Below are 20,999 nucleotides of genomic sequence, written 5' to 3' on the forward strand. Positions count from 1 at the left end.
CAGCCGTGCCCACGCCGCCCCGACCGAGCGCGGCTCGCCGTACCGCCCGGCGTGGCCGAGCAGCAGGCTCTCGACGAGCTCGAGGTCGTGGCAGCGCGCGACCCGCACGCCCGCGGCGAGCAGCCGCGGGTACAGGCGCGCGGTGGACGGCCACACCCAGCGCGGCGCGTCGGCCCGCTCCCGCTCGGCGATCTCGGCGACGAGGTCGGGGACGGCGCGCTCCGGACCGGCGGGCGCGCCGTCCTCGGCGAGGGGCCGCAGCACTCCCCCGCCGCCGGGCCCGACGGCCACCGCGATCCTCACGCGCCCATTGTGGCGCCCGGCACCGACAGGATCCGGACGGGCGGGCCCGCCGGAAAAGGGCGGACCCCTCCGTGGCTCACGGAGGGGTCCGATGATGCTCCCAGAAGGCCAGGGCCGCGGCCTTGGGACGTGCCGTCACGGCGCCGCGCGGCGGCGGCCCGGACGGGGCGGGGATCAGGCGACCAGGGAGACCTGCTGCCCGGTCGGGGTGTCGCCGTACCGGTCGATGACCTTGTTCAGCTGGAGCTGGTAGTACAGGACGCCGAAGCCGAAGATGCCGAGCAGGAAGCCGATGCCGCCGCTGCAGCTCGCGGGCAGGCCCGCGGCGCGCTGCGCCTGGGCGATGCGGCCGCCGAGCTTGACCCACATCACCAGCGGCCAGATGCCGAGCGTGATGCTGCCGAACAGCAGGGACAGCAGCGCGTTCACGGCGGCGTCGCCGACACGGCGGTCGTACTCGTGCAGCTCGGTGTGGACCTTGAAGAACCAGACCAGGCCGTAGATGCCGAACGTGATGATCGGCAGGCCGAGCCAGGCGCCGACCGGGTTGCGGCGCTTCATCTGGGCGCCGGCGCCGACCGCGACGGGCGCCTGCTGCGGCTGGTGGGCGGGGGCGTGGCCGCCCTGGTACGCCTGCTGCTGCTGGTACTGCTGGCCCTGGCCTTGCTGGGGATAGCTCATCGAGTCGCACTCCTGGGGACGCGGTCGCTTTCCGGCCGACCGTCCGTTGACCGTTCACCGATTTGGTGAGCCAAGACTGTAACGGGATCGCGCGGCGCCAAGAACCGGAATAGCCGAGATTAGATGGGTTGCGTCCGGTAGTGGCCGATCCGAGAACTAACGCAGCAGAATCGTCACTTCGTCCTCGCAGGGCGGGTCCGTCTCGTGGTCCAGACAGCCCGTCACGGCGTGGCATCGGATGCGCAGCTCGTCCTCGGTGACGTCCACGCGCAGGAAGTTCTTGAAGAAGGGCGGGGTGTCCCAGTCGGCCATCTCGGACCGGAACCGCTGCGGCACCTTGCGCACCGGCATGCGGGTCACCCCGGGACGGCGCCACCGCCCGCGCGGGACGCCGAGCACGGCGGCGACGAAGCGCACGCGGCGGGACGGGCTCGACTCCTCGTACCCGCGTCCCGGCCGGATGCCGAGCCGGTACCGCACCGCCGCGGTCGCCTCCTCGGGCGTGAGCTCGAAGAGCTTCGGCAGCCGCAGCCACCGCCCGTACAGCTTGCTGTACCGCGACAGCGAGTCGCCCCGCAGCGGGTAGCAGCGGAACGTCGCCTCGTCCACCACCCGGGTCCGCGGGATCGTGTGGGTCGCGTGCATGAACGCGCCGCCGCCGCCCGACACCAGGTAGTGGATCGTCCGCCCCCCGCCGACCTCCACGGGATAGCGCTGGTAGTTGTGGATGTCGCCGCCGATCGCCGCCACGTAGTGGTGCGCCGGGTCGCGGACGATCGCGTCGACCGTGCCGCCGCCCTCGATCGGCCCCGGCCGGTGATCGTCGTCCACGTAGATGGGCTTGCCGGTGACCAGCAGCTTGGGCTTCGGCCCCGCCGACACCTCGCGCAGCCACGCGCCCTGGTCCCGGTCGACGGCGCCGGTGATGCCCGTGTCGATGCCGACGATGCGCAGCGACGGCGTGTCGATCGCCCAGTACGGGCCGGGCTGGACGGCCTGCTGCCCGGCCGCGCCCCGGTACGTCCGCCTGGCCTCCGCGAGAGCCCGCGGGTCGACCGCTCCGGGCCGGCGCCACAGCAGGCGGGGCACGAACCCGAGCGGTCCCCGCCACGGCGGCGGGCTGCAGTCCGCGTCCAGCCCGCAGAAGACGTGCAGGAAGCCGCGCAGGCCGTCGTACCAGTCGTGGTTACCCGGCACGGCGTAGATGGGGCCCGGATAGTCCTTGTACGGGCGGAAGAACTTGTCCGGGTACTCCCCCGCGTCCCCGGTCGGGTAGATGACGTCGCTCGCGATGATCATGAAGTCGGTGCCGGCGGCCGCGGCCAGCAGCGGGGGGACGACCGCGTACTGCGACTTGTCGCCCTCGCCGGTGTCGCCCAGCAGCGCGAACGAGAACTCGGCGGACGGCCGGTGCACGGTGAACGCCGCGGGCGTCCCGCGCTCGCGGAGCGCCGTCACGCAGCGCCGGCGGATCTCGTTGGACGGGTCGCCGAACAGCCGCGCGATCACATCGTTGCGCGAGCGCCACAGCACCGTGGGCCGCCGCCAGGAGAAGTCGGGGACCCGCTCGGGCATCAGCTCGCGGAACGTGCCCTCCTTCGGGCACGCCCACCCGGCGGCCGCCTCGGAGGTGCGCGAGCTGACGGGCCCGGCGGGTTCCTCGGCACGCACAGAGCACCTCCGGGAGGAGTGTGGGGGTGCTCACAGCCTGTCCGCACCCATCACCCCAGTCAAGCGACCCGCCGGAGGACGGGCATTTCCTGAGAGGGCTGGTTTTGCCCAGGGGGCGCCCCGGGCAAGACCAGCCCCCCGGGGCTAATGCGCTCCGGTACCGGTCAGGGCCCGGACCTCCAGTTCCGCGTACTTCTCGTCCGTCCGCTCCTTGGAGAGGACGGTGCCCAGGTAGGCGCACAGGAAGCCGATCGGGATCGAGATGAGGCCGGGGTTCTGGAGCGGGATCGGGGCGACCGTGGTCTCGCTGAAGAGCGCGTCGACGTTCCCCTTGGGGATGGTGTCGGACTTGCCGCCCCAGCAGATCGGGCTGAGCAGGACGAGGCCGACGGCGGAGACGAGGCCGCCGTAGATGCCCGCGACGGCGCCCACGGTGTTGAAGCGCTTCCAGAACAGGGAGAACAGCAGCGTGGGCAGGTTCGCGGACGCGGCGATGGCGAAGGCGAGGGCGACCAGGAAGGCCACGTTCAGGCCGCGCGCGAAGATCGACAGGACGATGGCGACGGCGCCGATGACGATCGCGGCGTACCGGGCCGTGACCACCTCCTCCCGCTCGGTCGTCCGGCCGCGCCGGAACACGTTGGCGAACAGGTCGTGCGAGAAGGAGGAGGACGAGGCGAGCGTCAGGCCCGCGACGACGGCGAGGATGGTGGCGAACGCCACCGCCGCGATGATCGCGAGGAAGACCGCGCCGCCGGTGGAGCCGGATCCGCCGCCGAGCTCCTGGGCGAGCTGCGGGGCCGCGGTGTTGCCGCCCTTGTCCTGCGCGGCGATGGCCTTGCCGCCGACGAGGGCCGCGGCGCCGAACCCGATGACCAGGGTCATCAGGTAGAACACGCCGATGATGCCGATGGCCCAGTTCACCGACGTGCGGGCGGCACGGGAGTTCGGGACGGTGTAGAAGCGGATGAGGATGTGCGGCAGCCCGGCCGTCCCGAGGACGAGGGCGAGGCCGAGCGAGAGCAGGTCGAGCTTGGACCAGACGTTGGTGGCGCCGTACTTGAGGCCCGGCCTGAGGAACGCGTCGCCCTTGCCGCTCTTGTCGGCGGCGGCGCCGAGGAGGTCGGAGATGTTGAAGCTGTACTTGGACAGGACCCAGACGGTCATGACGATGGCGCCGGTCATCAGCATCACGGCCTTGACGACCTGGACCCAGGTGGTGCCGCGCATGCCGCCGACGGTCACGTAGAAGATCATCAGGGCGCCGACGACGACGATCGTCCAGATCTTGGCGCTCTCGCCCGACACGTCGAGCAGCAGCCCGACGAGCGCGCCGGCGCCGACCATCTGGGCCAGCAGGTAGAAGATCGACACGACGATGGTGGAGATGCCGGCGGCGGCGCGCACCGGGCGCTGCCGCATCCGGAACGCCAGGACGTCGGCCATGGTGAAGCGGCCGGAGTTGCGCAGCAGCTCGGCGACCAGCAGCAGCGCGACCAGCCACGCGACGAGGAAGCCGATGGAGTACAGGAACCCGTCGTAACCCGACAGCGCGAACAGGCCGGCGATGCCGAGGAAGGAGGCGGCGGACATGTAGTCGCCGCTGATCGCCAGTCCGTTCTGGATCGGGGTGAACTGGCGGCCGCCCGCGTAGAAGTCCGCGGCGGTCTTGTTCTGCCGGGACGCCCAGATCGTGATGTAGAGGGTGATGGCGACGAAGGCGGCGAACAGGATGAGGGAGAACGTGCGGTGCTCGTTGTCGGACGCGGCCAGGACGGGGGCGGCGAGCTGCCCGGCGGTCATCCGGCCTCCTTCCCGGGGATGCGGTCCGCGTTCGCGCGGACGCCGTCGGCGAGGGGTTCGAGCCTGCGGCGGGCGTAGCGCTCGTACGCCCAGGCGATGAGGAAGGTCGAGACGAACTGGAGCAGGCCGAAGACCAGCGCCACGTTGATCTCACCGGCGACCTTGTGGCCCATGAAGTCGCGCGCGTACGCCGACAGCACGACGTAGAGCAGGTACCAGGCGAGGAAGGCCGCGGTCATCGGGAAGACGAAGCGGCGGAACGCCAGCCGGAGCCGTTCGAACTCCGGGGACCGTCTCAGCTGCGCGTAGGCCGCGTTGTCGAGCCCGCCTCCCGCGGGCCCCGGCCCTGATGACTCGGTTTTCACGACACCTCCGGCGAACGTCACTCTGCGGAATCACACGTGAACCGCGGTAAAGATGCCCGACGGGGGCGCCCTGCGGAGACGACATGACCAAGAAGTCACCAGGACTGCGCGAACGGATACGGGGCCGATGCACCCTCGATGCACGGCCGTGATTTACATCACATGGACGGCGCGCTAGGGGAGGCTTACTCCGCAGTGGCCTCCGGCCTTGCCCGGTGAGACGACCTGGACGATGCCGTGTACGCCGCCGCCACGCCCCTCATCGCCGCCCGCGCCGGCCTCGCCGCGCGCCGCCGTCCCGCGTCGTCTACTCGACGCCGAAGACGTGGGACTCGCCCGCGGGGACGATCTCCCGGCCGAGCGGCAGCAGTGAGACGGGGATCAGCTTGAAGTTCGCGATCCCGAACGGGATGCCGATGATCGTGACGCACAATGCGATGCCGGTGAACAGGTGCCCGAGCGCGAGCCACCAGCCGGCGACGACCACCCAGATGATGTTGCCGATCGCCGAGCCGGCGCCCGCGTCGCGGCGCCGGACGACGGTGTTGCCGAAGGGCCAGAGCGCGAACACCGCGATCCGGAACGAGGCGATGCCGAACGGGATCGTGATGATGAGGATGAAGCAGATCACTCCGGCGAGGGCGTAGCCCAATGCCAGCCAGAACCCCGAGAGCACGAGCCAGATGATGTTCAGGAGGGTGCGCACGCGCTCACCCTAGGGCGGCACCGGGCCCGGCGTCCGGCGTTTCGGACGCGCCGGGCGCGGGCGCGGTGAGGCTGCGGACCGGGACGGGGCGGAGGGCTCCGCCCGGCCGGCGGAGCGTGGTGGGCGCCGACGCCACCCCCAGAGACGCCGGCGCCACCACGACGAGGGCGCCCGTGGTCATCATGAGTCCCCCCAGAACGGCGAGTGAACGCCTTCCCATGATGCCTCCACAGACGGCCCCAAGGTCCCGAAAGCGGGACGTAACTGACGCTATCCGGAGGGCCGTAATGCGGGCGTAAATCGGCCCAAACGCGCGATCCAAATCTCGCGGCGACCCGGCTCGACCAGCCTCGACGCGGCTCCCGGAGGGCGAGGAGCCCGCCGCCGGCCCGTGCGATGGACCGGACCTGCCGGACATTAGACCTCAAACCGTCCACAATCTCCCTGACTGAGAATCTCACCCCGGGCAACGTGGACTGACGTGCGCGTATGACGTCCCTCACTGCGGCTGGCATGATCGCGCGCCGTTAGGTTAACCTTACCTAACGGGCATTCAAGATCGCGCTGGGGGGACTCTTGACGCTGGGCAAGGGCTGCGGGCACTGCCCGGGGAGCCACACGGGCGAGCGGCCGTGCCTGGCCAGCGCCACGGTCAAGGCGCGCTCCTGGCTGCTCGTCGAGCACCCCGGCCCCTGGCCGGAGCGCGTCGAGCAGCTCACCGGCCCCGCCCCCGTCGCCGACGTCGTGCGCGCCGCGCAGGCCCGGGGCGTCCGGCCACAGCTCATCCGGCGGCCGGGGCGCCGCCGGGCCACCCCTCCGCTCCAGGTCTTCGCCGCGTACTCGCACGGCGCCGAGGTCTGGGTCGAAGGACGGGAGCTGGCGGACCCGGAGGAGCTCACCGAACTCGACCTGGACGCGCTGGCCGAGGGCGAGCGCCCCGGCTTCGGCGACCCGGTCACCGCACCGGTCCTGCTGGTCTGCGCGCACGGGCGGCGCAACCCCTGCTGCGCGCGGACGGGGGCGCCACTGGCCCGCGCACTGGCCGGACGTTTCGACCATCTTGTCTGGGAAACCACACATGTCGGCGGTGATCGATATGCAGCGAACCTGGTATGCCTTCCCCACGGGCTCTACTACGGCGACCTCGGCGAGACCGAGGCCGTGAACGCGGTGGACGCCTATCTGCGCGGCGAGGTCGCCCTCGACCGGCTGCGCGGGCGGGCGGGCCTGCCCGAACCGGCACAGGCGGCCGAGCACTTCGTCCGCGCCCATACCGGCCGCATGGGCCTGGACGAGGTGACGGTCGACTCGTTGACCGGGACATCTCGGTACGAAGCGGTCGTCACCGTCCAGGAGAGCCGTTACCGGGTCGTCGTGGAGGAGGCCCAGCAGTCCGCGCCGTGCGGCCCGGACTGCGGGGAGAACCTCGGAACCTACGTTGTTAGGGAACTCACCCTTCTCAACGAGGCGGCCCTCGTGTAATCTCTCGGAGGCCCCATTCGAGGGTCTCCCTGTCGCACGGCCCCAGGTTTCCGGAGTAACCGGACGGGGAACAGAGCGGCAACTCCAGACGTTGGACCATTCGGCGCTTCTGACTCATGTCACCCGAAGCATGTCGAGCGTCCACGTCCCGAAATTGTTCGAAACCAATCAAGGTGGGTGTTCCATGGCTCAGGTACGTCGGCAGGCAAACCTCCCTCGTCCCAGCTGGGGCTGGCAGGACGCCGCGGCGTGCCGGGGGGAAGACCTCGTCCTCTTCTTCGGTCCCGACGGCGAGCGCCAGCCCGAGCGTGAGATCCGCGAGCGCAAGGCCAAGCAGATCTGCATGGGCTGTCCCGTCCGCACGGATTGCCTGGACTACGCGGTGTCCCGGCCCGAGAAGTACGGCACGTGGGGCGGTCTGAACGAAGACGAGCGCGCATCCGAGCGCCGCCGCCGGATGCGTCGCGCCAACGCCGCCTAGCGAGCCGTCCAGGCCGCCAGAACGCTCCCATCGCGCACCCCGGCACGCCACCGAAAACGTCACGGCCCCGCTACTCGCGGGGCCGTTTGCGTGCCCGGCCGCCGAACCCCCGGCCGCGACGTCACATGTGCGTCACATGTCGGTGGCATCGGCCTTCCGATTTCCGTCCGGACCGGCCGCGCTTTTACCGCACCGGAGCCTCCGATGTGGCTTTTTCACAAAAGTGAGGCCCTTCTATCGGCCCTTCAGCGGTTCCCCGGCGGGCCCGGCGCCAGTCCGGAGATCACGTCGTCGTCGGTGAGCTGGCCGAAGTCGCGGTACCACTGGCCGACCGCGCGGAACTCCCACGGCGCCGCGGGCACCACCAGGTCGTCCACCTCCGCCGCCAGGCTCCGGACCGTCTCGGCCGCCCCCACGGGCACCCCGAGGACCAGCCGATCCGGGCCGCCCTCGCGCAGCGCCCGCACGGCCGCGCGGGCCGTGCCCCCGGTGGCGAGCCCGTCGTCGACGACCACGACCGCCCGCCCGGCCGTCACGGGCAGCGGCCTGCCGCCCCGGTAGACGCGGACCCGGCGGTCCAGCTCGGCGCGCTCGTCCGCCACGGTCGCGGCCAGGTCGTCCTCGCGCAGGCCCAGCCGGGCCAGCAGCTCGTGGTCGAACACGGGCGCGCCGCCCTCGGCGATCGCCCCCACGCCGAGCTCCGGCTGCGGCGGATAGCCGATCTTGCGGGTCACCAGCACGTCCAGCGGGCCGCGCAGGAGCGCGGCGACCTCGCGCGCCACCGGCACGCCGCCGCGCGGCAGCGCGAGCACGACCGCCCCGTTGAGGCCGAGCGGCAGCAGCCGGCCGGCGAGGACGCGGCCCGCCTCGGCGCGGTCGGTGTAGGGCAGCCGGACGGTCCCCGTTTTACCCGCTCCTCCACGCGAAGCTCTGTTCCAGGGCATAACGCACACCCCCGACGAAACCCCTACCCAGTCCCGTGCGTCCCCGCACGACGGATCCAGGCGCGTCCCACCGCGCTCCGGCCCGGCCGGACGCGACCGGGGACGGGTCAGGCCGCCGTCAGCCAGCGCAGCGGGTTGGCGTGCAGGATGCCGTCCAGGGTCGCGTCGTCGGCCCCCGCGGCGCGCAGCGCGGGCAGGAAGACGTCGAAGAGGTAGCCGTACCCGCCGCCGCCGTTGCGGGCGACCTGCGACATGCGGGACACGCCCGTGCTGAGCAGCACCCGGTCGGCGTGCCCGGCCTCCAGCAGGGCCATGACGCCGCGGACGCGCGCGCCGACGGCCGCGTGGTCCTCGCCCGCCAGGCCCAGCGTGCCGAACGAGACGTAGCCGCCGGTCTCGGCGATCTTGCGGTGCTGGGCGGGGTCGTCCACGCGGTCCTGCTGGCCGACGGCGACCCGCGCGGCGGGCAGCCCGGCCCCGACGAGGATCTCCAGCTGCGCGAGCCCGGAGCGCCCGTAGGTGGCCACCGGGAGGCCGGAGTAGCGGGCCGCCTGGGCGGCGGCGCGCAGGCACAGCTCCTCGGTCGCGGTCGGCGCCTCGCCCCAGGTGCCGATCTCGCCGATCACCCCGGGCAGCGAGTTGGTGCCGTCCATCCCGAAGCCGATCTCGGCCAGCAGCCGTTCGGCGAGCCGGTCGACGGCGTCCGGGCCGGCCCCGCCGCCCGCCGCGGCGGAGGCGTCCGCGGCGGCGCTGAGCGTCTCGCGGACGAACGCGGGGTGGAACGGCTCGGTGAACACGCCCGTCCCGGCGACCACGGCCACCCGCGCGCTGGCGCTGATCCGGGCGAGGGCGGCGGCGTTGCGCCCCATCCCCGCGCAGGTGAGGTCGACCACCAGGCCGAGGCCCCGGTCGGCGCGCAGCGCGGCCAGCTCCCGCGTGACGGCCTTCTCCTCGTCCAGCCAGCGGTAGGGGTCGGAGCCGACCTGCTGGGGGCGGGCGGGCCACCGCAGGTCCAGCTGGAGGTGCTCGTGGGAGAGCACGGGACCGGTGATGTCGGACGTCGCGATCGTGCCGGTCACGGTCCGGAGCCGGCCTGTCTCCTCACGGGGGGTCATGTCAGGCGAGGCTACGACATGTTCGGTCCGGTCAGAACGTCACCGGCGCGGCCTCACCCCACCGCCCGCCCGCCCGGCGGGTCATCGGGGCGCTCGGGCGGCAGGTCCCGGGCGTCACCGTCCCGCTCGCCGCGCGTCCCCTCCCCCGCCCGATCCCGGGACTCCTCCCCGGGATCCCGCCGGCCGTCCTTCTCGGCCTCCTCCTGCGCCGCGCGGACGGCGCGCGCCCGCGCGGTCCCGGCGCTCGGCCACAAGCGGTCGATCTCGGCGTTCAGGGCCGCGCCCACCAGCACCGCCAGCGCCGCGACGTACAGCCAGGCCAGCACGGCGATCGCGGCGGCCAGCGACCCGTACACCGACACGCCGCTGAGCGAACCGCTCAGGTAGAGCCGCAGGGTGACGCTCCCCACGATCCAGGTCAGCAGCGCCAGGACGGCTCCCGGCACCTCGCGCCACCAGCCCGTCCGCACGGGGACGCTCATGTGGTACAGCGTCGCCAGGAACGCCACCGAGAGCGTCACCACCAGCGGCCAGTAGAACATCAGCACGAACCGGGCACCGTCGGGCAGCGCCCTGCGCACCAGCGCCGGGCCCGCCACCAGCAGCGGGATGACGATCAGCATGACGAGCAGGCCGACCAGATAGAGCACGAAGGCCCGCAGCCGGGTCCGGATCACGCCGCGGATGCCCGACAGCCCGTAGGCGATGGTGATCGTGTCGACGTAGACGTTCGTGGCGCGCGACCCGGCCCACAGCGAGATCAGGAAGCTCACCGAGACGATGTCGGGCCGGCCGCCCTTGATCACGTCGTCGATCAACGGGACGACGACCGAGTCCACCGCCGGGGCGGTCAGCATGGTCTGCGCCCGCTCGATCAGCCAGGTCCGCACGTCGGCGACCGTGTCGTCGCCGAACGCGCCGCGGAAGTGCCCCATCGTCCCGATGAGCCCGATGACCAGCGGCGGCAGCGACAGCAGCGCGAAGAAGGCGGCCTCGGCGGCCAGCCCGGTGACCCGGTACCGGAACGCGGCGACCGCGGTGCCCCGGACGAGCCGCCACGCCGTCCGCGCGACGACCTCCGCGGCCGCGCGGGCGCGGCCGTGCGACCGGGCCGCCGGTCCCCCGGACCGGCCCCCGGTTCCGCCCCCGGCGTCCGGTTCCCCGGCGGGGGCGACGCCCGCTGCGTCTGAGACGGAGGTCACACCACCCAACCGTAGAGCGTTTCCCGCCCCGAACACGCCTTCCGGCCCATTTCTCCGCACCACCCCCGCGCGTCGCGCGCCGGCCGCCCCCACGGCCGGTTCCCGCGGCGGGCTCACCGTCCCGCCGCCGCACACTGCCTCGCCCATACCCCGTTCGACGGCCCAGAACGTCGTTCGGCCCATGATCATCAGGGCGGTCCGGAGCATCCCGGCCCATCGGCGAGAATAGAGGCGTGATCTGCCAATCGTGCCGCGAGCGCCACCACGGGGACTGCCGTGGCGGCTCGTGGTGCGACTGCCAGCACCGGCCCGCCCCGGCCACGCCCGAGGACGCCCGCCGCACCGGCGCGGACGGCGCCCCGGCCGAGCCCCCGGTCAACTGGCGGAGGCAAGGATGACGCTTCTCACGCGCCCGCATGCCGGACGTAACTGGACAGCCCGCGAGACGGCGTGTCAAAGTCTAGGCATGACTGCTGCGGATCCGTTGTTGGCGAAGCGCCGGCACGTCGACTTCCTGCGCGTCCGCAGCGCGATCTGTCGCTGACGCCCCGACCACGCCCCAGCTCAGCGGGCGCGTGGCGCATCGGCGTCACTATCGACATCATCCTGCTCAGCGTCGAGCCGGCTGCCCTGACTGCCGGTGCGCTACGCGTCCCACATCCACAGACGAGGACGCGCGCCGTGCCACCCGCGATCAAGCGCAAGAAGAAAGGCGAGGGCCAGTGGGCCCTCGGCTACCGGGAACCCCTCAACAAGAACGAGGAGAACAAGAAGAACGACGATGGGCTGAACGTCCGCCGCCGCATCATCGAGGTCTACTCCAAGACCGGCTTCGACTCCATCGACCCCGCCGACCTGCGCGGCCGCTTCCGCTGGTTCGGGCTGTACACCCAGCGCAAGCCCGGCATCGACGGCGGCAAGACCGGCGCGCTGCCGGACGAGGAGCTCGACGACCGCTACTTCATGATGCGGGTGCGGATCGACGGCGGCCAGCTGGACGGCCCCCAGCTGCGCACCATCGCCGACATCTCCACCCGGTACGCGCGCGGGACCGCCGACATCACCGACCGGCAGAACGTCCAGCTGCACTGGGTCCGCATCGAGGACGTCCCGGCGATCTGGGAGGCGCTCGAGGCGGTCGGCCTGCACACGACCGAGGCGTGCGGCGACACCCCCCGCACGATCATCGGCTGCCCGCTGGCCGGGATCGCCGCGGACGAGGTGCTCGACGCGACCCCGCAGCTGCGCGACATCCACGACCGCTACATCGGCTCCGCCGAGTTCTCCAACCTGCCGCGCAAGTTCAAGACGGCCCTGTCGGGCTGCACGGCGCACTGCACCGTCCACGAGATCAACGACATCGCGTTCGTCGGCGTGGTGAACGAGGCGGGCGAGACCGGCTACCAGCTGTACGTCGGCGGCGGGCTGTCCACCAACCCGATGTTCGCCAAGAGCCTCGGCGTGTTCGTCAAGCCCGCGCAGGCGCACGAGGTGTGGCGCGGCGTCGTGTCGATCTTCCGGGACTACGGCTACCGGCGGCTGCGCAGCCGCGCCCGGCTGAAGTTCCTCGTGAACGACTGGGGCGCGGAGAAGTTCCGCGAGGTGCTGGAGAAGGACTACCTCGGGTACGCGCTGCCCGACGGTCCCGAGCCCGCCGCGCCGCTGCCCCGCCGCGACCACGTGGGGATCCACCCGCAGCAGGACGGGAACTTCTACGTCGGGTTCGCGCCGCGGGTCGGCCGGGTCAACGGCGAGCTGCTCGGCGTCATCGGCGACCTCGCCCAGCGGTACGGCTCCGGCCGGGTCCGCACGACGATCGAGCAGAAGCTCGTCATCCTCGACGTGCCCGAGGAGAACACCGAGCCGCTCGCCGCCGCGCTGGCCGAGCACGACCTGCAGGTCCGGCCGTCCACGTTCCGCCGCCACACGATGGCGTGCACGGGCATCGAGTACTGCAAGCTCGCGATCGTCGAGACCAAGCAGCGCGCGATGGACCTGATGGACGAGCTGGAGAAGCGGCTGCCCGACTTCGACCAGCCGCTCACCATCAACGTCAACGGCTGCCCGAACGCCTGCGCGCGGATCCAGGTCGCCGACATCGGCCTCAAGGGCCAGCTCGTCGTGGACGAGAACGGCGACCAGGTCGAGGGCTTCCAGATCCACCTGGGCGGGCAGCTCGGTGCCACGTTCGGCAAGAAGGTCCGCGGGCTCAAGACCACGTCCGACGGGCTGACCGACTACGTCGAGCGGGTCGTCCGCCGGTTCGACGCGCAGCGCACCGAGGGCGAGACGTTCGCCGCCTGGGTGCTGCGCGCCGACGAGTCCGACCTCAAGTAACGGCAGATCAGAATGAGCGAACGTGCCGCGCCGTTCTACTGCCCGTACTGCGGTGAAGAGCATCTCGAGCCGCGTGAACCCGCCGTCCCCGCCGGAGGGAACGGCGGGCAGGCCCCGCCCCGGGACCAGGGCGGGGCGTGGTACTGCCACGACTGCCTGCGTTCCTTCCAGCTGAAGTTCCTCGGTGTTGGAGCCCCCCGCACACGCAAGGAGAACCCGCTGTGACCCTTCTGGAGACCGACAGACCGACCCTTGATCTCGAGGACATCGTCGAGTCCGCCGCCCAGGCCCTGGACGGCGCGCCCACGCTGGAGGTCATCCGCTGGGCCGCCGCCACGTTCGGCGACCGCATCTGCCTCACCTCGTCCATGTCGGACGCCGCGCTGATCCACCTGGTGTCGAAGGTGAAGCCGGGCATCGACGTGCTTTTCGTCGACACCGGCTACCACTTCGCCGAGACGATCGGGACGCGCGACGCGGTCGAGGCCGTCTACCCGGTGAACGTGATCAACGTGACGCCGTCCCGGACCGTCGAGGAGCAGGAGGCCGCGCTCGGGCCCCGGCTGTTCGGCCGCAACCCGGACCTGTGCTGCCACCTGCGGAAGGTGGAGCCGCTCGGCCGTGCCCTGGAGGGCTACATGGCCTGGTTCAGCGGGATCCGCCGCGACGAGACGGCGAGCCGCCGGGACCGCCGCGTCGTCGAGTGGGACCGCAAGCGCGGCATGGTCAAGGTGAACCCGATCCTGGACTGGACCCAGGAGCAGATGGACGGCTACATCGAGGACAACGGCGTCCTGGTCAACCCGCTGCACTACGACGGCTACCCCTCGATCGGCTGCGCGCCGTGCACCCGCCCGGTCGCCCCGGGCGAGGACCCGCGCAGCGGCCGGTGGGCCGGGTTGGGCAAGACCGAGTGCGGAATCCACCTGTGACGCCGATGGTGGCGGTGGCGCACGGGAGCAGGGACCCGCGCGCCGCCGCCACCGTCACCGCCCTCCTGGAGGCCGTCCGGGCCCGCCGCCCGGACGTCCCCGTCCACGCCTCGTTCCTGGACCACGCGCCGCCCGCGCCGGAGGCGGTGCTGGACGGCCTGGCCCGCGGCGGCGCGGACGAGGTCGTGGTGCTGCCGCTGCTCCTCACCGCGGCCTACCACAGCAAGACCGACGTCCCGGGCGCGCTGCGCCGGGCCGGCGAGCGGCACCCGCGGCTCGGCCTGCGCACGGCGGGCACGCTCGGCCCCCACCCGCTCCTCGTCGCCGCGCTGGAACGGCGCCTGGCCGAGGCCGGCGTGCCGCCCGGCGACCCGGACACGGCCGTGGTGCTGGTGTCCGCCGGGTCCAGCGACGCCTCCGCCAACGCCACGATCGGGCGGCTCGCCCGGGAATGGCGCTCCCGGGGCTGGTGGGACGTGGTGCCCGCGTACGCGGCGACGGCCCGCCCGGCGCCCGCCGAGGCGGTGGCGGCGCTCCACGACGCGGGCGCCCCGCGCGTCGTCGTCGCGTCCTACTTCCTCGCGCCGGGGCGCCTCGCCGACAGGGTGCGGTCACAGTCGCTGGCGGCGGGCGCCACGGCGGTCTCCGCCGAACTCGGCGCGGCCCCCGAAGTCGCGGAACTGGTCGTCCTCCGCTACGACGCTGTGTTCACTGCGATCCCGGCCCACGGGCTCGCCTGGCGGCTCGCCCGTGACCGGTCTCGTGCGAGCGCGAATCGCTTCGCGATCTTCCCTGCGGGGCTCGCCTCCGGCTTCGCCCCGCCGGTCAGGGCGCGCGCTCGCGTGACGGCTGAGGAAGACTCTCCGGGAGGGTCCTAGGCCCTTGCCCCTTGGGCCCGACGGTCGCTCGTCGGCCGGTCAGGGGTTGCGGTCTCGCCACCAGGAGGCGATGGCGCGGCGTACCGGGGCCAGGTGCTCGTCGTCCACGATCTGCACGTCGCCCATGATCGCGTGGGCGATGACGTGGACGACGGGGACGCGGGCGCCCGGCCGGGGCTCGCGGACGGCGACGCGCCGGTCGCCCATGAACGCCCGGCCGCCCAGGTCGACGGTCACCCCGTCCGGGACGATGATCTTCACGTCGCCCATCACGGCGGTGGCGTGCACGGTCACCTCGCCGGTGGGAACCTGGGCGCCGCGCAGGTCGAGCTCGACGTCGCCCATCACCGACACCGCCTCCAGGCTCTCGTCGATGCGGCCGACGATGCGTTCCTTGCAGTCGCCCATCACGGCGCTGAACCGGCGCCTGACCAGCTGCGGAGCGGGGTTGGCGCCGGGCGCGCCCATGCCGGGCAGGTCGCGGGTGATGTGCTCGAGGTCGCCGCGGGTGACCGCGGCGTAGGCGGCCTCGGTCCGCTCGGTCAGCTCCTCGAAGGTCAGCCGTCCCTCGACGGAGGCGACCCGCAGCCGCTCGACCACCGCCTCCCGCTCGGCGTCGGAGGCCCGGACCGCGTCGGCGCGCGCGGGCCCGTCCGCGGGGACCGCGGGGTCGGGCACCGGCACGGGGTCGGCATGAAGGTCTCTCCGCCGGTCCTCGGGGTGGCGCGGGGACGGCCGCCCCTGCTGCGGACTGGACTGACTCATGGTTCCGAAAGTATGCCCCAGCGGCCTTCCGGCAATCCGCCGCGCGGACGAGATCACCCCACCACCTCAGGAGGATGGACTCCGGGACGCCCGCTTGGCATGATCAACTTCTGTTCGGCGGGCCGCCGCGACGCGCCCGCGGCATGCCCGGGATCGGCCAGTTCCTCATGCTTCAACGGCCCTGCCGAGGCACTCCCCCTGGGTACGGTTATCGAATGGAACGTGACGGGATCATCCTTTTCAGGGAGTTCCTCCGGCATCCCTGGCGCGTCGGTGCCGTCACGCCCAGCGGGCGGCGGCTGACGGAGGTCCTCGCCGGCACCGTCCCCCGCGGCGGGGTCGTCGTCGAGCTCGGTCCCGGCACCGGGGCCGTCACCGCGGGCATCCGGCTGCGGGACCCCCGGCGGCACGTCGCGGTGGAGGTCAACCCGCGGCTCGCCCGGGTCGTCGAGCGGCGCTGGCCGGGCGTCGAGGTCGCCCGCGCGGACGCCGCCGACCTGGGCCGCGAGCTCGCCGCCCGCGCCCTCGGCCCCGCCGACACGATCGTCAGCAGCCTGCCCTGGGCCGTCATCCCGGCCGACCGGGCACACGCGATCATGACGGCGGTGCGGGACGCGCTGACGGACGGCGGCTGCTTCACGACCTATGCCTACGCGCACACGCGGTGGACCCCGCCGGCGCGGCGGCTGGTCCGGTCGCTGGCGGAAGGGTTCGCCGAGGTCACCGTCAGCCCCGTGGTCTGGGCCAACATGCCGCCCGCGGTCGTCTACGTCGCGCGCGGCCCGCACCGCGCAGTCGCGGGCTGAGCCGCCGGTGGGCAGAAGCGATCACGGCGGGGCGGTCGTCCAGGGGGCGGCGTCACCGGCCGGCCGGCTCGGCGAGGGCGTCCCGGACGACCTGGTGGCGGAACTCGTAGGCCGCCCCGACCTGCCGCAGCGCGCCCCGCTGGTGGGCCTCCTCCAGGAACGCCAGCGTCCGCCAGGGCAGATGGCGGCGCGGCAGGAGCACCAGCCTGGCGAAGGTGTAGTGCACCCACGCGATGACTCCGACGTTGTTGACGCGGAACGCCAGTAACCACACCGTCCCGTAGAAAAAGGCCCCCGACATGGCGCAGAACACGCCGAAGGCCGCCCCGTAGAGCGGGTTCACCGACATCGTGACGACGGCGCCCGAGGTCACGCCGTAGGTGATCCCGAAGACGGTCGCGACCATGATGTCCTGGTGCAGCAGCCGCCGGGGCGTCACCGTGCGGACGGTCGCGTCCGGCGCGGCCCACGCGTACACGAACCCGATGGGCACCCCCAGGACGATCCCCGCCGGGACGCCGAACCCGGGCCCGTCGCGGATGGTGCACAGGGTCACCGCGATCGCGCCGACCTCCAGGCCGCTCATCACCGGGGCCCACAGCCTGCGGATCTTGCCGAGGTACAGGGCCGCGGGCGGCGGCAGCGTGCGGGCCGAGCCGGCGGCCATGGCCAGCGCGCACAGGGCGCCGAGGGCCAGCCCGGCCCAGCGGCCCCACAGGAGCTGGAAGCCGAGGCCGACGGCCGGGCCGACCGTGACGGCACTGAAGATCGCCGCCAGGATCCGGTCCTGGGTCCGGACCAGGCCCGCCAGCTCCCACCAGCGGATCTCGCGCTGTTCGGGCGGCAGGGCGCGGGCGAGGAAGCGCAGCCACCGCTCGGCGTCCCCGCCGTCCCACGGGCCGCGATGGTCGTCGTCGGGAGGCGTCCGGAAGAGCGCGGGGACCAGGGCCTGCGCCAGGTGCCGCTGGACCGCCTCGGCGGTGGGGAAGGCGTTCGGGCGGATCAGCTCGGCGGGGTCGCGGCCCGGATGCTTGTAGACGTCCCGGGCCAGCGACGCCATCAGCGGCGACCGCAGCGCCTGGGCCAGCCGCCCCTGCGGACGGCGCCGCAGGCGCTCCAGCACCGGCGCCCACCGCTGCGCCTGCCCGGGGGCGTAGCCGTAGGAGAGGAAGTCCAGGTCCAGGTCGGCGTCGGTGAGCGGCTCGATCTCGGCGTGCGCGGCGCCCGCCACGGTGACGCCGCCGATGCGCAGGGCCTCGTCGTACTCGTCGCTGCGGCAGGTGACGACGAGGTCGGTGAGGTCGGCGCGGTCGATCTCGCGCAGGGCGCGCACGCGCTGCTCGGCGGGCAGCTCGTCCAGCCCGTCGAGGACGAACAGCAGCGGGTACCGGCCGCGCACGAGCCGCGCGGGCATGTCCTTGCCGAACCGGGAGCGGCTGCGCAGGAACGGGTAGTCCTCGGCGAGACGGCGGCCGAGCCAGCTCCGCAGCCCCTGCACCTGCGGGTTCCACGAGGCCACCGAGAAGTACACCGGCGTGGGCCAGGGGCCGCCCGGGTCGGCGTGGCGCAGTTCGGCCAGGCCGCGGGTGAGCAGGACGGCCAGCGCGGACTTGCCGCTGCCGATGCCGCCGACGATGACGAGCCGCCGGGCGCCCGCGGACCTGTAGGCGGCGACGACCTGGTCGGGGCCGCTCAGCTCGCGGACCTCCGGCGCGCCGGGGAGCGCCGTCGCCGGCCGCATCGCCCAGCGCAGCGTCAGCAGCCGGTCGTTGTCGCCGATGCCGCGGGTGGCGGCCTCGGCCCGCCACTGCGCGCGGACCGCCTCGGTGAGCTCCTCCAGGGCGCGGGCGGCCTGGTGGGCGGCGCGGTCCGGCGGCGGGAGGGCCCGGTGCCGCTCGCGGAGGGTCGCGCGGAACGCGACGCCGAGCGAGATGACCCCCATGCCGGCCCCGAGGACGCTGGCCCACTGGTCCGCCTCTTCGAGGTTGGGGCGCAGCACGGTGACCGCGAGGACGGCGGAGGCGATGAGGGCGATTGCCGCGAGGGTCCCTGCGAGCACGCGACTCCCCATGCCCCACATCATCAACGGAGCCGCCGGAGGCTGTCACTGCGATCGCCTCGATCGGCGGGTAACGGTCTTCTCACCGCCCCCATCCGGCTCCCGCGAAACCCCCGGCTCCGCCCCGCCGGCTCCGGCTGCGTCCCGGAGTCCACTTGGACCGATATGCCTGACCTGGGGGAACATGCGGGTGGACCACTCCGTCACCTCCGGAGGCTTGCCGGGTCACCGCTTCGCGCCGACGCCCGCCAGGACGGGAAACCGGTCGGCGTGCGGGGGGACGATCGTCCCGGGACGCCACAGCGGCACCGAGACGACCCCCGGGTCGAGGACGTCCAGGCCGGTGAAGAACCGCTCGATCCGCTCGCGCGGGCGGGGCGTCTGACGGGCCGTGGACGCGGCGAACTGCGCCGCCCCCCGCGGCACCCGCGCCGGGAGCGGGTCGGTCGAGATGTGCGACAGGACGAGCAGGCTCCCCGGCGCCATCCGCTCCCTGAACGCGCCGACGACCTCGTCCGGGCCGTCGGAGTCGGAGAGGTAGTGCAGCACCGCCACCAGCATGACCGCCACGGGCTCGGAGAAGTCGACGAGGTCGGTGACGTCCGGGTGGGCGAGCACCCCGCGCGCGTCGCGGACGTCGGCCTCGATCATCCGCACCCGCCCCTCGTCGGCCAGCATCGCCCGGCCGTGGGCGCACACCACCGGGTCGTAGTCGACGTAGGCCACCCGCGCCTCCGGCGCGATCTCGCGCGCGACCTGGTGCACGTTGCCCATCGCGGGCAGGCCGGTGCCGATGTCCAGGAACTGCCGGATGCCGCCGCGCGCCGCCAGCCGCACGGCACGGCCCATGAAGGCGCGGTTCTCCCGTGCCCCGGACCGCGGATTCGGACCGTCCTCCCCCGCGATCGCGATCAGTTTCTCGGCCAGCGCGCGGTCGGCGGCGTAGTTGTCCTTGCCGCCTAACCAATAGTCGTACACTCTCGCGATATTGGGGACGGCCGAATCGACCTCGCCGGGAACCTCGCGCTCGTCCGCCATCGCATCCGCCCCTCGTTCCGGGCCGCCCTCCGCCGGGCCGCCGCCGATGATCACGACCCTAGGAGCGCGGACGGCCGGCCTCACCGCCGCTGACCCCTTGTGGACATCGCCCCGAGAATCCGCCGCGGTTTCCGTCATCCGGCCGCGTCCGCGAGGTCTCCCAGGTGACAGCGACAAGGCCACGGCAACCAAGAAGGTGGACGCCCATGAACAACGAACCGGGAACCGGCCCCCTCCGCGAGCGCGGCCCCCACCGGCACGTCCGCGGGCCCACCCGCGCCCGCCGGTGGAAGGCGGGCGTCGCGGGAGCCGCCGCGATCGGCCTGACGGCCGGGGTCGCCTACGTCGCGACCGGGTCGTCCGGGGAACCGGCGAGCTCCAGACCCGTCGCCGACCGCGCCGCGGCCGCGCCCTCTCCCATGCCCTCCCCCGCTGCGGCGGGGGCCGGCGCCGGGGAGGGGCCCTCGCGGTCCGCGTCCGGGACGGCGGCGCGGGCGAAGGCCCCGGTCGCGGTGCGGAAGACCGCGGCCGCCGGCGGCAAGCGCCCTCCCAAACGCAAGGTCGTCCGGCGGACCACGGCCCCCAAGAAGAAGAACGCCACCCTCGCGGAACAGGTCGTCGCGCTGGCCAACGCCGAGCGGGCCAAGAACGGCTGCGCGGCGCTGACGTCCCAGGCCGGGCTCCAGGCCGCCGCGCAGGGCCACTCCGACGACATGGTCGCGCGCAACTTCTTCTCCCACACCAACCCCAGCGGCCGGGAACCGGGCGCCCGGATCACGGCCGCCGGGTACCGCTGGTCCACCTACGGCGAGAACATCGCCTACGGCCAGAAGACGCCCGCCGAGGTGATGACGGCCTGGATGAACAGCTCCGGCCACCGCGCGAACATCCTCAACTGCCGGTTCAAGGAGATCGGCGTCGGCGTCGCGTTCAAGTCCGGTACCCCCTACTGGACGCAGGACTTCGGCGCGCGGCGCTGACGTCCGCTATCCGGGCGCCGCGAGGTCCTGCGTCCACCACGGGCCGCCGGGCCCCGCGGCGTAACCCACGCCGACCTCGGTGTAGCGGCAGGTGAGGATGTTCGCGCGATGCGGCGCGTCGCCCATCCAGCTCGCCGTCACCGAGGCCGGCGCGGGGGCGCCCTGCTGGACGTTCTCCGCCCAGGCGCTCCACCGGTAGCCGGCGGCGGTGATCCGCGCGCCCGGATCCCGCCCGTCCCGCCCGGTGTGGGAGAGCACCCCGCGGGCCGCCATGTCGTCGGAGTGCCGCTGGGCGGCCCGGGTCAGCCGCGGGTCCTCCCGCAGCGGTGGGCAGCCGTTGCGGACCCGCCGGAGGTTCGCGAGCCGGACGACCTCGGCGCGCGGGCCCACCGGCCGGGCGGGCGTCACGCGCGGCCGCGGCCGCGCGGACGGCTTCGGCCGCCGGGTCCGC

General features: G+C 73.3%; 21 protein-coding genes and 1 pseudogene. 8 read left to right on the forward strand and 14 right to left on the reverse strand.

Annotated elements, in window-relative coordinates; translation table 11 throughout:
* The 7 genes and pseudogenes from E1291_RS25905 to E1291_RS25935 all read right to left on the reverse strand — a co-directional run.
* Positions 1 to 303: pseudogene (locus E1291_RS25905) on the reverse strand (bifunctional 3'-5' exonuclease/DNA polymerase); the annotation flags it as partial.
* A gap of 174 nt (positions 304 to 477) precedes the next feature.
* Positions 478 to 984 carry a DUF4234 domain-containing protein gene (locus E1291_RS25910; RefSeq protein WP_131740620.1) on the reverse strand — a complete coding sequence of 169 codons (507 nt, stop codon included), beginning with the start codon at positions 982 to 984 and terminating at the stop codon, positions 478 to 480.
* A gap of 156 nt (positions 985 to 1,140) precedes the next feature.
* Positions 1,141 to 2,655 (reverse strand): metallophosphoesterase family protein, encoded by a 1,515-nt coding sequence (locus tag E1291_RS25915; protein WP_242614374.1) that lies wholly within the window; start codon positions 2,653 to 2,655, stop codon positions 1,141 to 1,143.
* Positions 2,656 to 2,799: 144 nt separating this feature from the next.
* Positions 2,800 to 4,458, reverse strand: coding sequence for a monocarboxylic acid transporter (locus E1291_RS25920; RefSeq protein WP_131740622.1), 1,659 nt, complete (start codon positions 4,456 to 4,458; stop codon positions 2,800 to 2,802).
* Positions 4,455 to 4,823: a DUF485 domain-containing protein gene (locus E1291_RS25925; RefSeq protein WP_131740624.1), complete on the reverse strand. Its 369-nt coding sequence runs from the start codon at positions 4,821 to 4,823 to the stop codon at positions 4,455 to 4,457. Before E1291_RS25925 ends, E1291_RS25920 begins: the two co-directional genes overlap by 4 nt.
* A 307-nt stretch (positions 4,824 to 5,130) precedes the next feature.
* Entirely contained in the window at positions 5,131 to 5,529 is a 399-nt protein-coding gene (locus E1291_RS25930; RefSeq protein WP_131740626.1) for a YccF domain-containing protein, read from the reverse strand.
* A gap of 4 nt (positions 5,530 to 5,533) precedes the next feature.
* Positions 5,534 to 5,749: a hypothetical protein gene (locus E1291_RS25935; RefSeq protein WP_131740628.1), complete on the reverse strand. Its 216-nt coding sequence runs from the start codon at positions 5,747 to 5,749 to the stop codon at positions 5,534 to 5,536.
* A gap of 356 nt (positions 5,750 to 6,105) precedes the next feature.
* Here E1291_RS25935 and E1291_RS25940 point away from each other — a divergent pair, with 356 nt between their 5' ends.
* Positions 6,106 to 7,011 (forward strand): ferredoxin family protein, encoded by a 906-nt coding sequence (locus tag E1291_RS25940; protein ID WP_131740629.1) that lies wholly within the window; start codon positions 6,106 to 6,108, stop codon positions 7,009 to 7,011.
* Between the two features lie 184 nt (positions 7,012 to 7,195).
* Entirely contained in the window at positions 7,196 to 7,492 is a 297-nt protein-coding gene (locus E1291_RS25945) for a WhiB family transcriptional regulator (RefSeq protein ID WP_075901375.1), read from the forward strand.
* Positions 7,493 to 7,737: 245 nt separating this feature from the next.
* On the opposite strand, the gene E1291_RS25950 is transcribed toward E1291_RS25945, so the two are convergent.
* The 3 genes from E1291_RS25950 to E1291_RS25960 form a co-directional block, all read right to left on the reverse strand.
* Complete coding sequence (locus tag E1291_RS25950) at positions 7,738 to 8,436, reverse strand: phosphoribosyltransferase (RefSeq protein ID WP_131740631.1); 699 nt, start codon at positions 8,434 to 8,436, stop codon at positions 7,738 to 7,740.
* Between the two features lie 107 nt (positions 8,437 to 8,543).
* Complete coding sequence (locus E1291_RS25955; protein WP_131740633.1) at positions 8,544 to 9,551, reverse strand: phosphotriesterase family protein; 1,008 nt, start codon at positions 9,549 to 9,551, stop codon at positions 8,544 to 8,546.
* A gap of 53 nt (positions 9,552 to 9,604) precedes the next feature.
* Complete coding sequence (locus E1291_RS25960) at positions 9,605 to 10,753, reverse strand: YihY/virulence factor BrkB family protein (RefSeq protein ID WP_242614375.1); 1,149 nt, start codon at positions 10,751 to 10,753, stop codon at positions 9,605 to 9,607.
* 681 nt (positions 10,754 to 11,434) lie between these two features.
* Between E1291_RS25960 and E1291_RS25965 the strand changes: the two genes are divergently transcribed.
* Genes E1291_RS25965 through E1291_RS25980 form a run of 4 tightly spaced genes read left to right on the forward strand, consistent with a single transcriptional unit; the run spans position 11,435 to position 14,900 of the window.
* Positions 11,435 to 13,090 (forward strand): nitrite/sulfite reductase, encoded by a 1,656-nt coding sequence (locus tag E1291_RS25965; RefSeq protein WP_131740636.1) that lies wholly within the window; start codon positions 11,435 to 11,437, stop codon positions 13,088 to 13,090.
* A 12-nt stretch (positions 13,091 to 13,102) separates the two neighbouring features.
* Positions 13,103 to 13,315, forward strand: coding sequence for a hypothetical protein (locus tag E1291_RS25970; RefSeq protein ID WP_131740638.1), 213 nt, complete (start codon positions 13,103 to 13,105; stop codon positions 13,313 to 13,315).
* A complete protein-coding gene (locus E1291_RS25975; RefSeq protein ID WP_131740641.1) occupies positions 13,312 to 14,022 on the forward strand; it encodes a phosphoadenylyl-sulfate reductase in 711 nt (236 codons plus the stop codon). Before E1291_RS25970 ends, E1291_RS25975 begins: the two co-directional genes overlap by 4 nt.
* Positions 14,023 to 14,027: 5 nt before the next feature.
* Entirely contained in the window at positions 14,028 to 14,900 is an 873-nt protein-coding gene (locus tag E1291_RS25980) for a sirohydrochlorin chelatase (RefSeq protein WP_131740656.1), read from the forward strand.
* Positions 14,901 to 14,939: 39 nt separating this feature from the next.
* Here the strand turns inward: E1291_RS25980 and E1291_RS25985 are convergent, their stop codons facing one another.
* Positions 14,940 to 15,665, reverse strand: coding sequence for a DUF1707 SHOCT-like domain-containing protein (locus tag E1291_RS25985; RefSeq protein WP_131740643.1), 726 nt, complete (start codon positions 15,663 to 15,665; stop codon positions 14,940 to 14,942).
* 215 nt (positions 15,666 to 15,880) lie between these two features.
* Between E1291_RS25985 and E1291_RS25990 the strand changes: the two genes are divergently transcribed.
* Positions 15,881 to 16,471, forward strand: a complete 591-nt coding sequence (locus E1291_RS25990; protein WP_131740645.1) for a class I SAM-dependent methyltransferase — start codon at positions 15,881 to 15,883, stop codon at positions 16,469 to 16,471.
* Between the two features lie 52 nt (positions 16,472 to 16,523).
* Here E1291_RS25990 and E1291_RS25995 read toward each other — a convergent pair whose 3' ends face one another.
* Positions 16,524 to 18,542, reverse strand: coding sequence for a P-loop NTPase family protein (locus E1291_RS25995; RefSeq protein ID WP_131740647.1), 2,019 nt, complete (start codon positions 18,540 to 18,542; stop codon positions 16,524 to 16,526).
* 213 nt (positions 18,543 to 18,755) lie between these two features.
* A complete protein-coding gene (locus tag E1291_RS26000; RefSeq protein WP_131740649.1) occupies positions 18,756 to 19,568 on the reverse strand; it encodes an SAM-dependent methyltransferase in 813 nt (270 codons plus the stop codon).
* Positions 19,569 to 19,774: 206 nt separating this feature from the next.
* Here E1291_RS26000 and E1291_RS26005 point away from each other — a divergent pair, with 206 nt between their 5' ends.
* Positions 19,775 to 20,548, forward strand: a complete 774-nt coding sequence (locus E1291_RS26005) for a CAP domain-containing protein (RefSeq protein WP_131740651.1) — start codon at positions 19,775 to 19,777, stop codon at positions 20,546 to 20,548.
* Positions 20,549 to 20,554: 6 nt separating this feature from the next.
* Here the strand turns inward: E1291_RS26005 and E1291_RS26010 are convergent.
* On the reverse strand, positions 20,555 to 20,999 hold a 445-nt coding region (locus E1291_RS26010; RefSeq protein WP_131740652.1), incomplete at its 5' end, for a CAP domain-containing protein.

The sequence above is a fragment of the Actinomadura roseirufa genome (assembly GCF_900659635.1).
GTDB lineage: Bacteria > Actinomycetota > Actinomycetes > Streptosporangiales > Streptosporangiaceae > Spirillospora > Spirillospora roseirufa.

What these genes read in the sequence shown, in the direction of transcription:
- E1291_RS25910 (WP_131740620.1), bottom strand. Translation starts at nt 984, where the DNA reads ATGAGCTATCCCCAGCAAGGCCAGGGCCAGCAGTACCAGCAGCAGCAG.
- E1291_RS25945 (WP_075901375.1), top strand. Translation starts at nt 7,196, where the DNA reads ATGGCTCAGGTACGTCGGCAGGCAAACCTCCCTCGTCCCAGCTGGGGC.
- E1291_RS25935 (WP_131740628.1), bottom strand. Translation starts at nt 5,749, where the DNA reads ATGGGAAGGCGTTCACTCGCCGTTCTGGGGGGACTCATGATGACCACG.
- E1291_RS25955 (WP_131740633.1), bottom strand. Translation starts at nt 9,551, where the DNA reads ATGACCCCCCGTGAGGAGACAGGCCGGCTCCGGACCGTGACCGGCACG.
- E1291_RS26000 (WP_131740649.1), bottom strand. Translation starts at nt 19,568, where the DNA reads ATGGCGGACGAGCGCGAGGTTCCCGGCGAGGTCGATTCGGCCGTCCCC.
- E1291_RS26005 (WP_131740651.1), top strand. Translation starts at nt 19,775, where the DNA reads ATGAACAACGAACCGGGAACCGGCCCCCTCCGCGAGCGCGGCCCCCAC.
- E1291_RS25950 (WP_131740631.1), bottom strand. Translation starts at nt 8,436, where the DNA reads ATGCCCTGGAACAGAGCTTCGCGTGGAGGAGCGGGTAAAACGGGGACC.
- E1291_RS25990 (WP_131740645.1), top strand. Translation starts at nt 15,881, where the DNA reads ATGGAACGTGACGGGATCATCCTTTTCAGGGAGTTCCTCCGGCATCCC.
- E1291_RS25980 (WP_131740656.1), top strand. Translation starts at nt 14,028, where the DNA reads ATGGTGGCGGTGGCGCACGGGAGCAGGGACCCGCGCGCCGCCGCCACC.
- E1291_RS25995 (WP_131740647.1), bottom strand. Translation starts at nt 18,542, where the DNA reads ATGGGGAGTCGCGTGCTCGCAGGGACCCTCGCGGCAATCGCCCTCATC.
- E1291_RS25920 (WP_131740622.1), bottom strand. Translation starts at nt 4,458, where the DNA reads ATGACCGCCGGGCAGCTCGCCGCCCCCGTCCTGGCCGCGTCCGACAAC.
- E1291_RS25985 (WP_131740643.1), bottom strand. Translation starts at nt 15,665, where the DNA reads ATGAGTCAGTCCAGTCCGCAGCAGGGGCGGCCGTCCCCGCGCCACCCC.
- E1291_RS25970 (WP_131740638.1), top strand. Translation starts at nt 13,103, where the DNA reads ATGAGCGAACGTGCCGCGCCGTTCTACTGCCCGTACTGCGGTGAAGAG.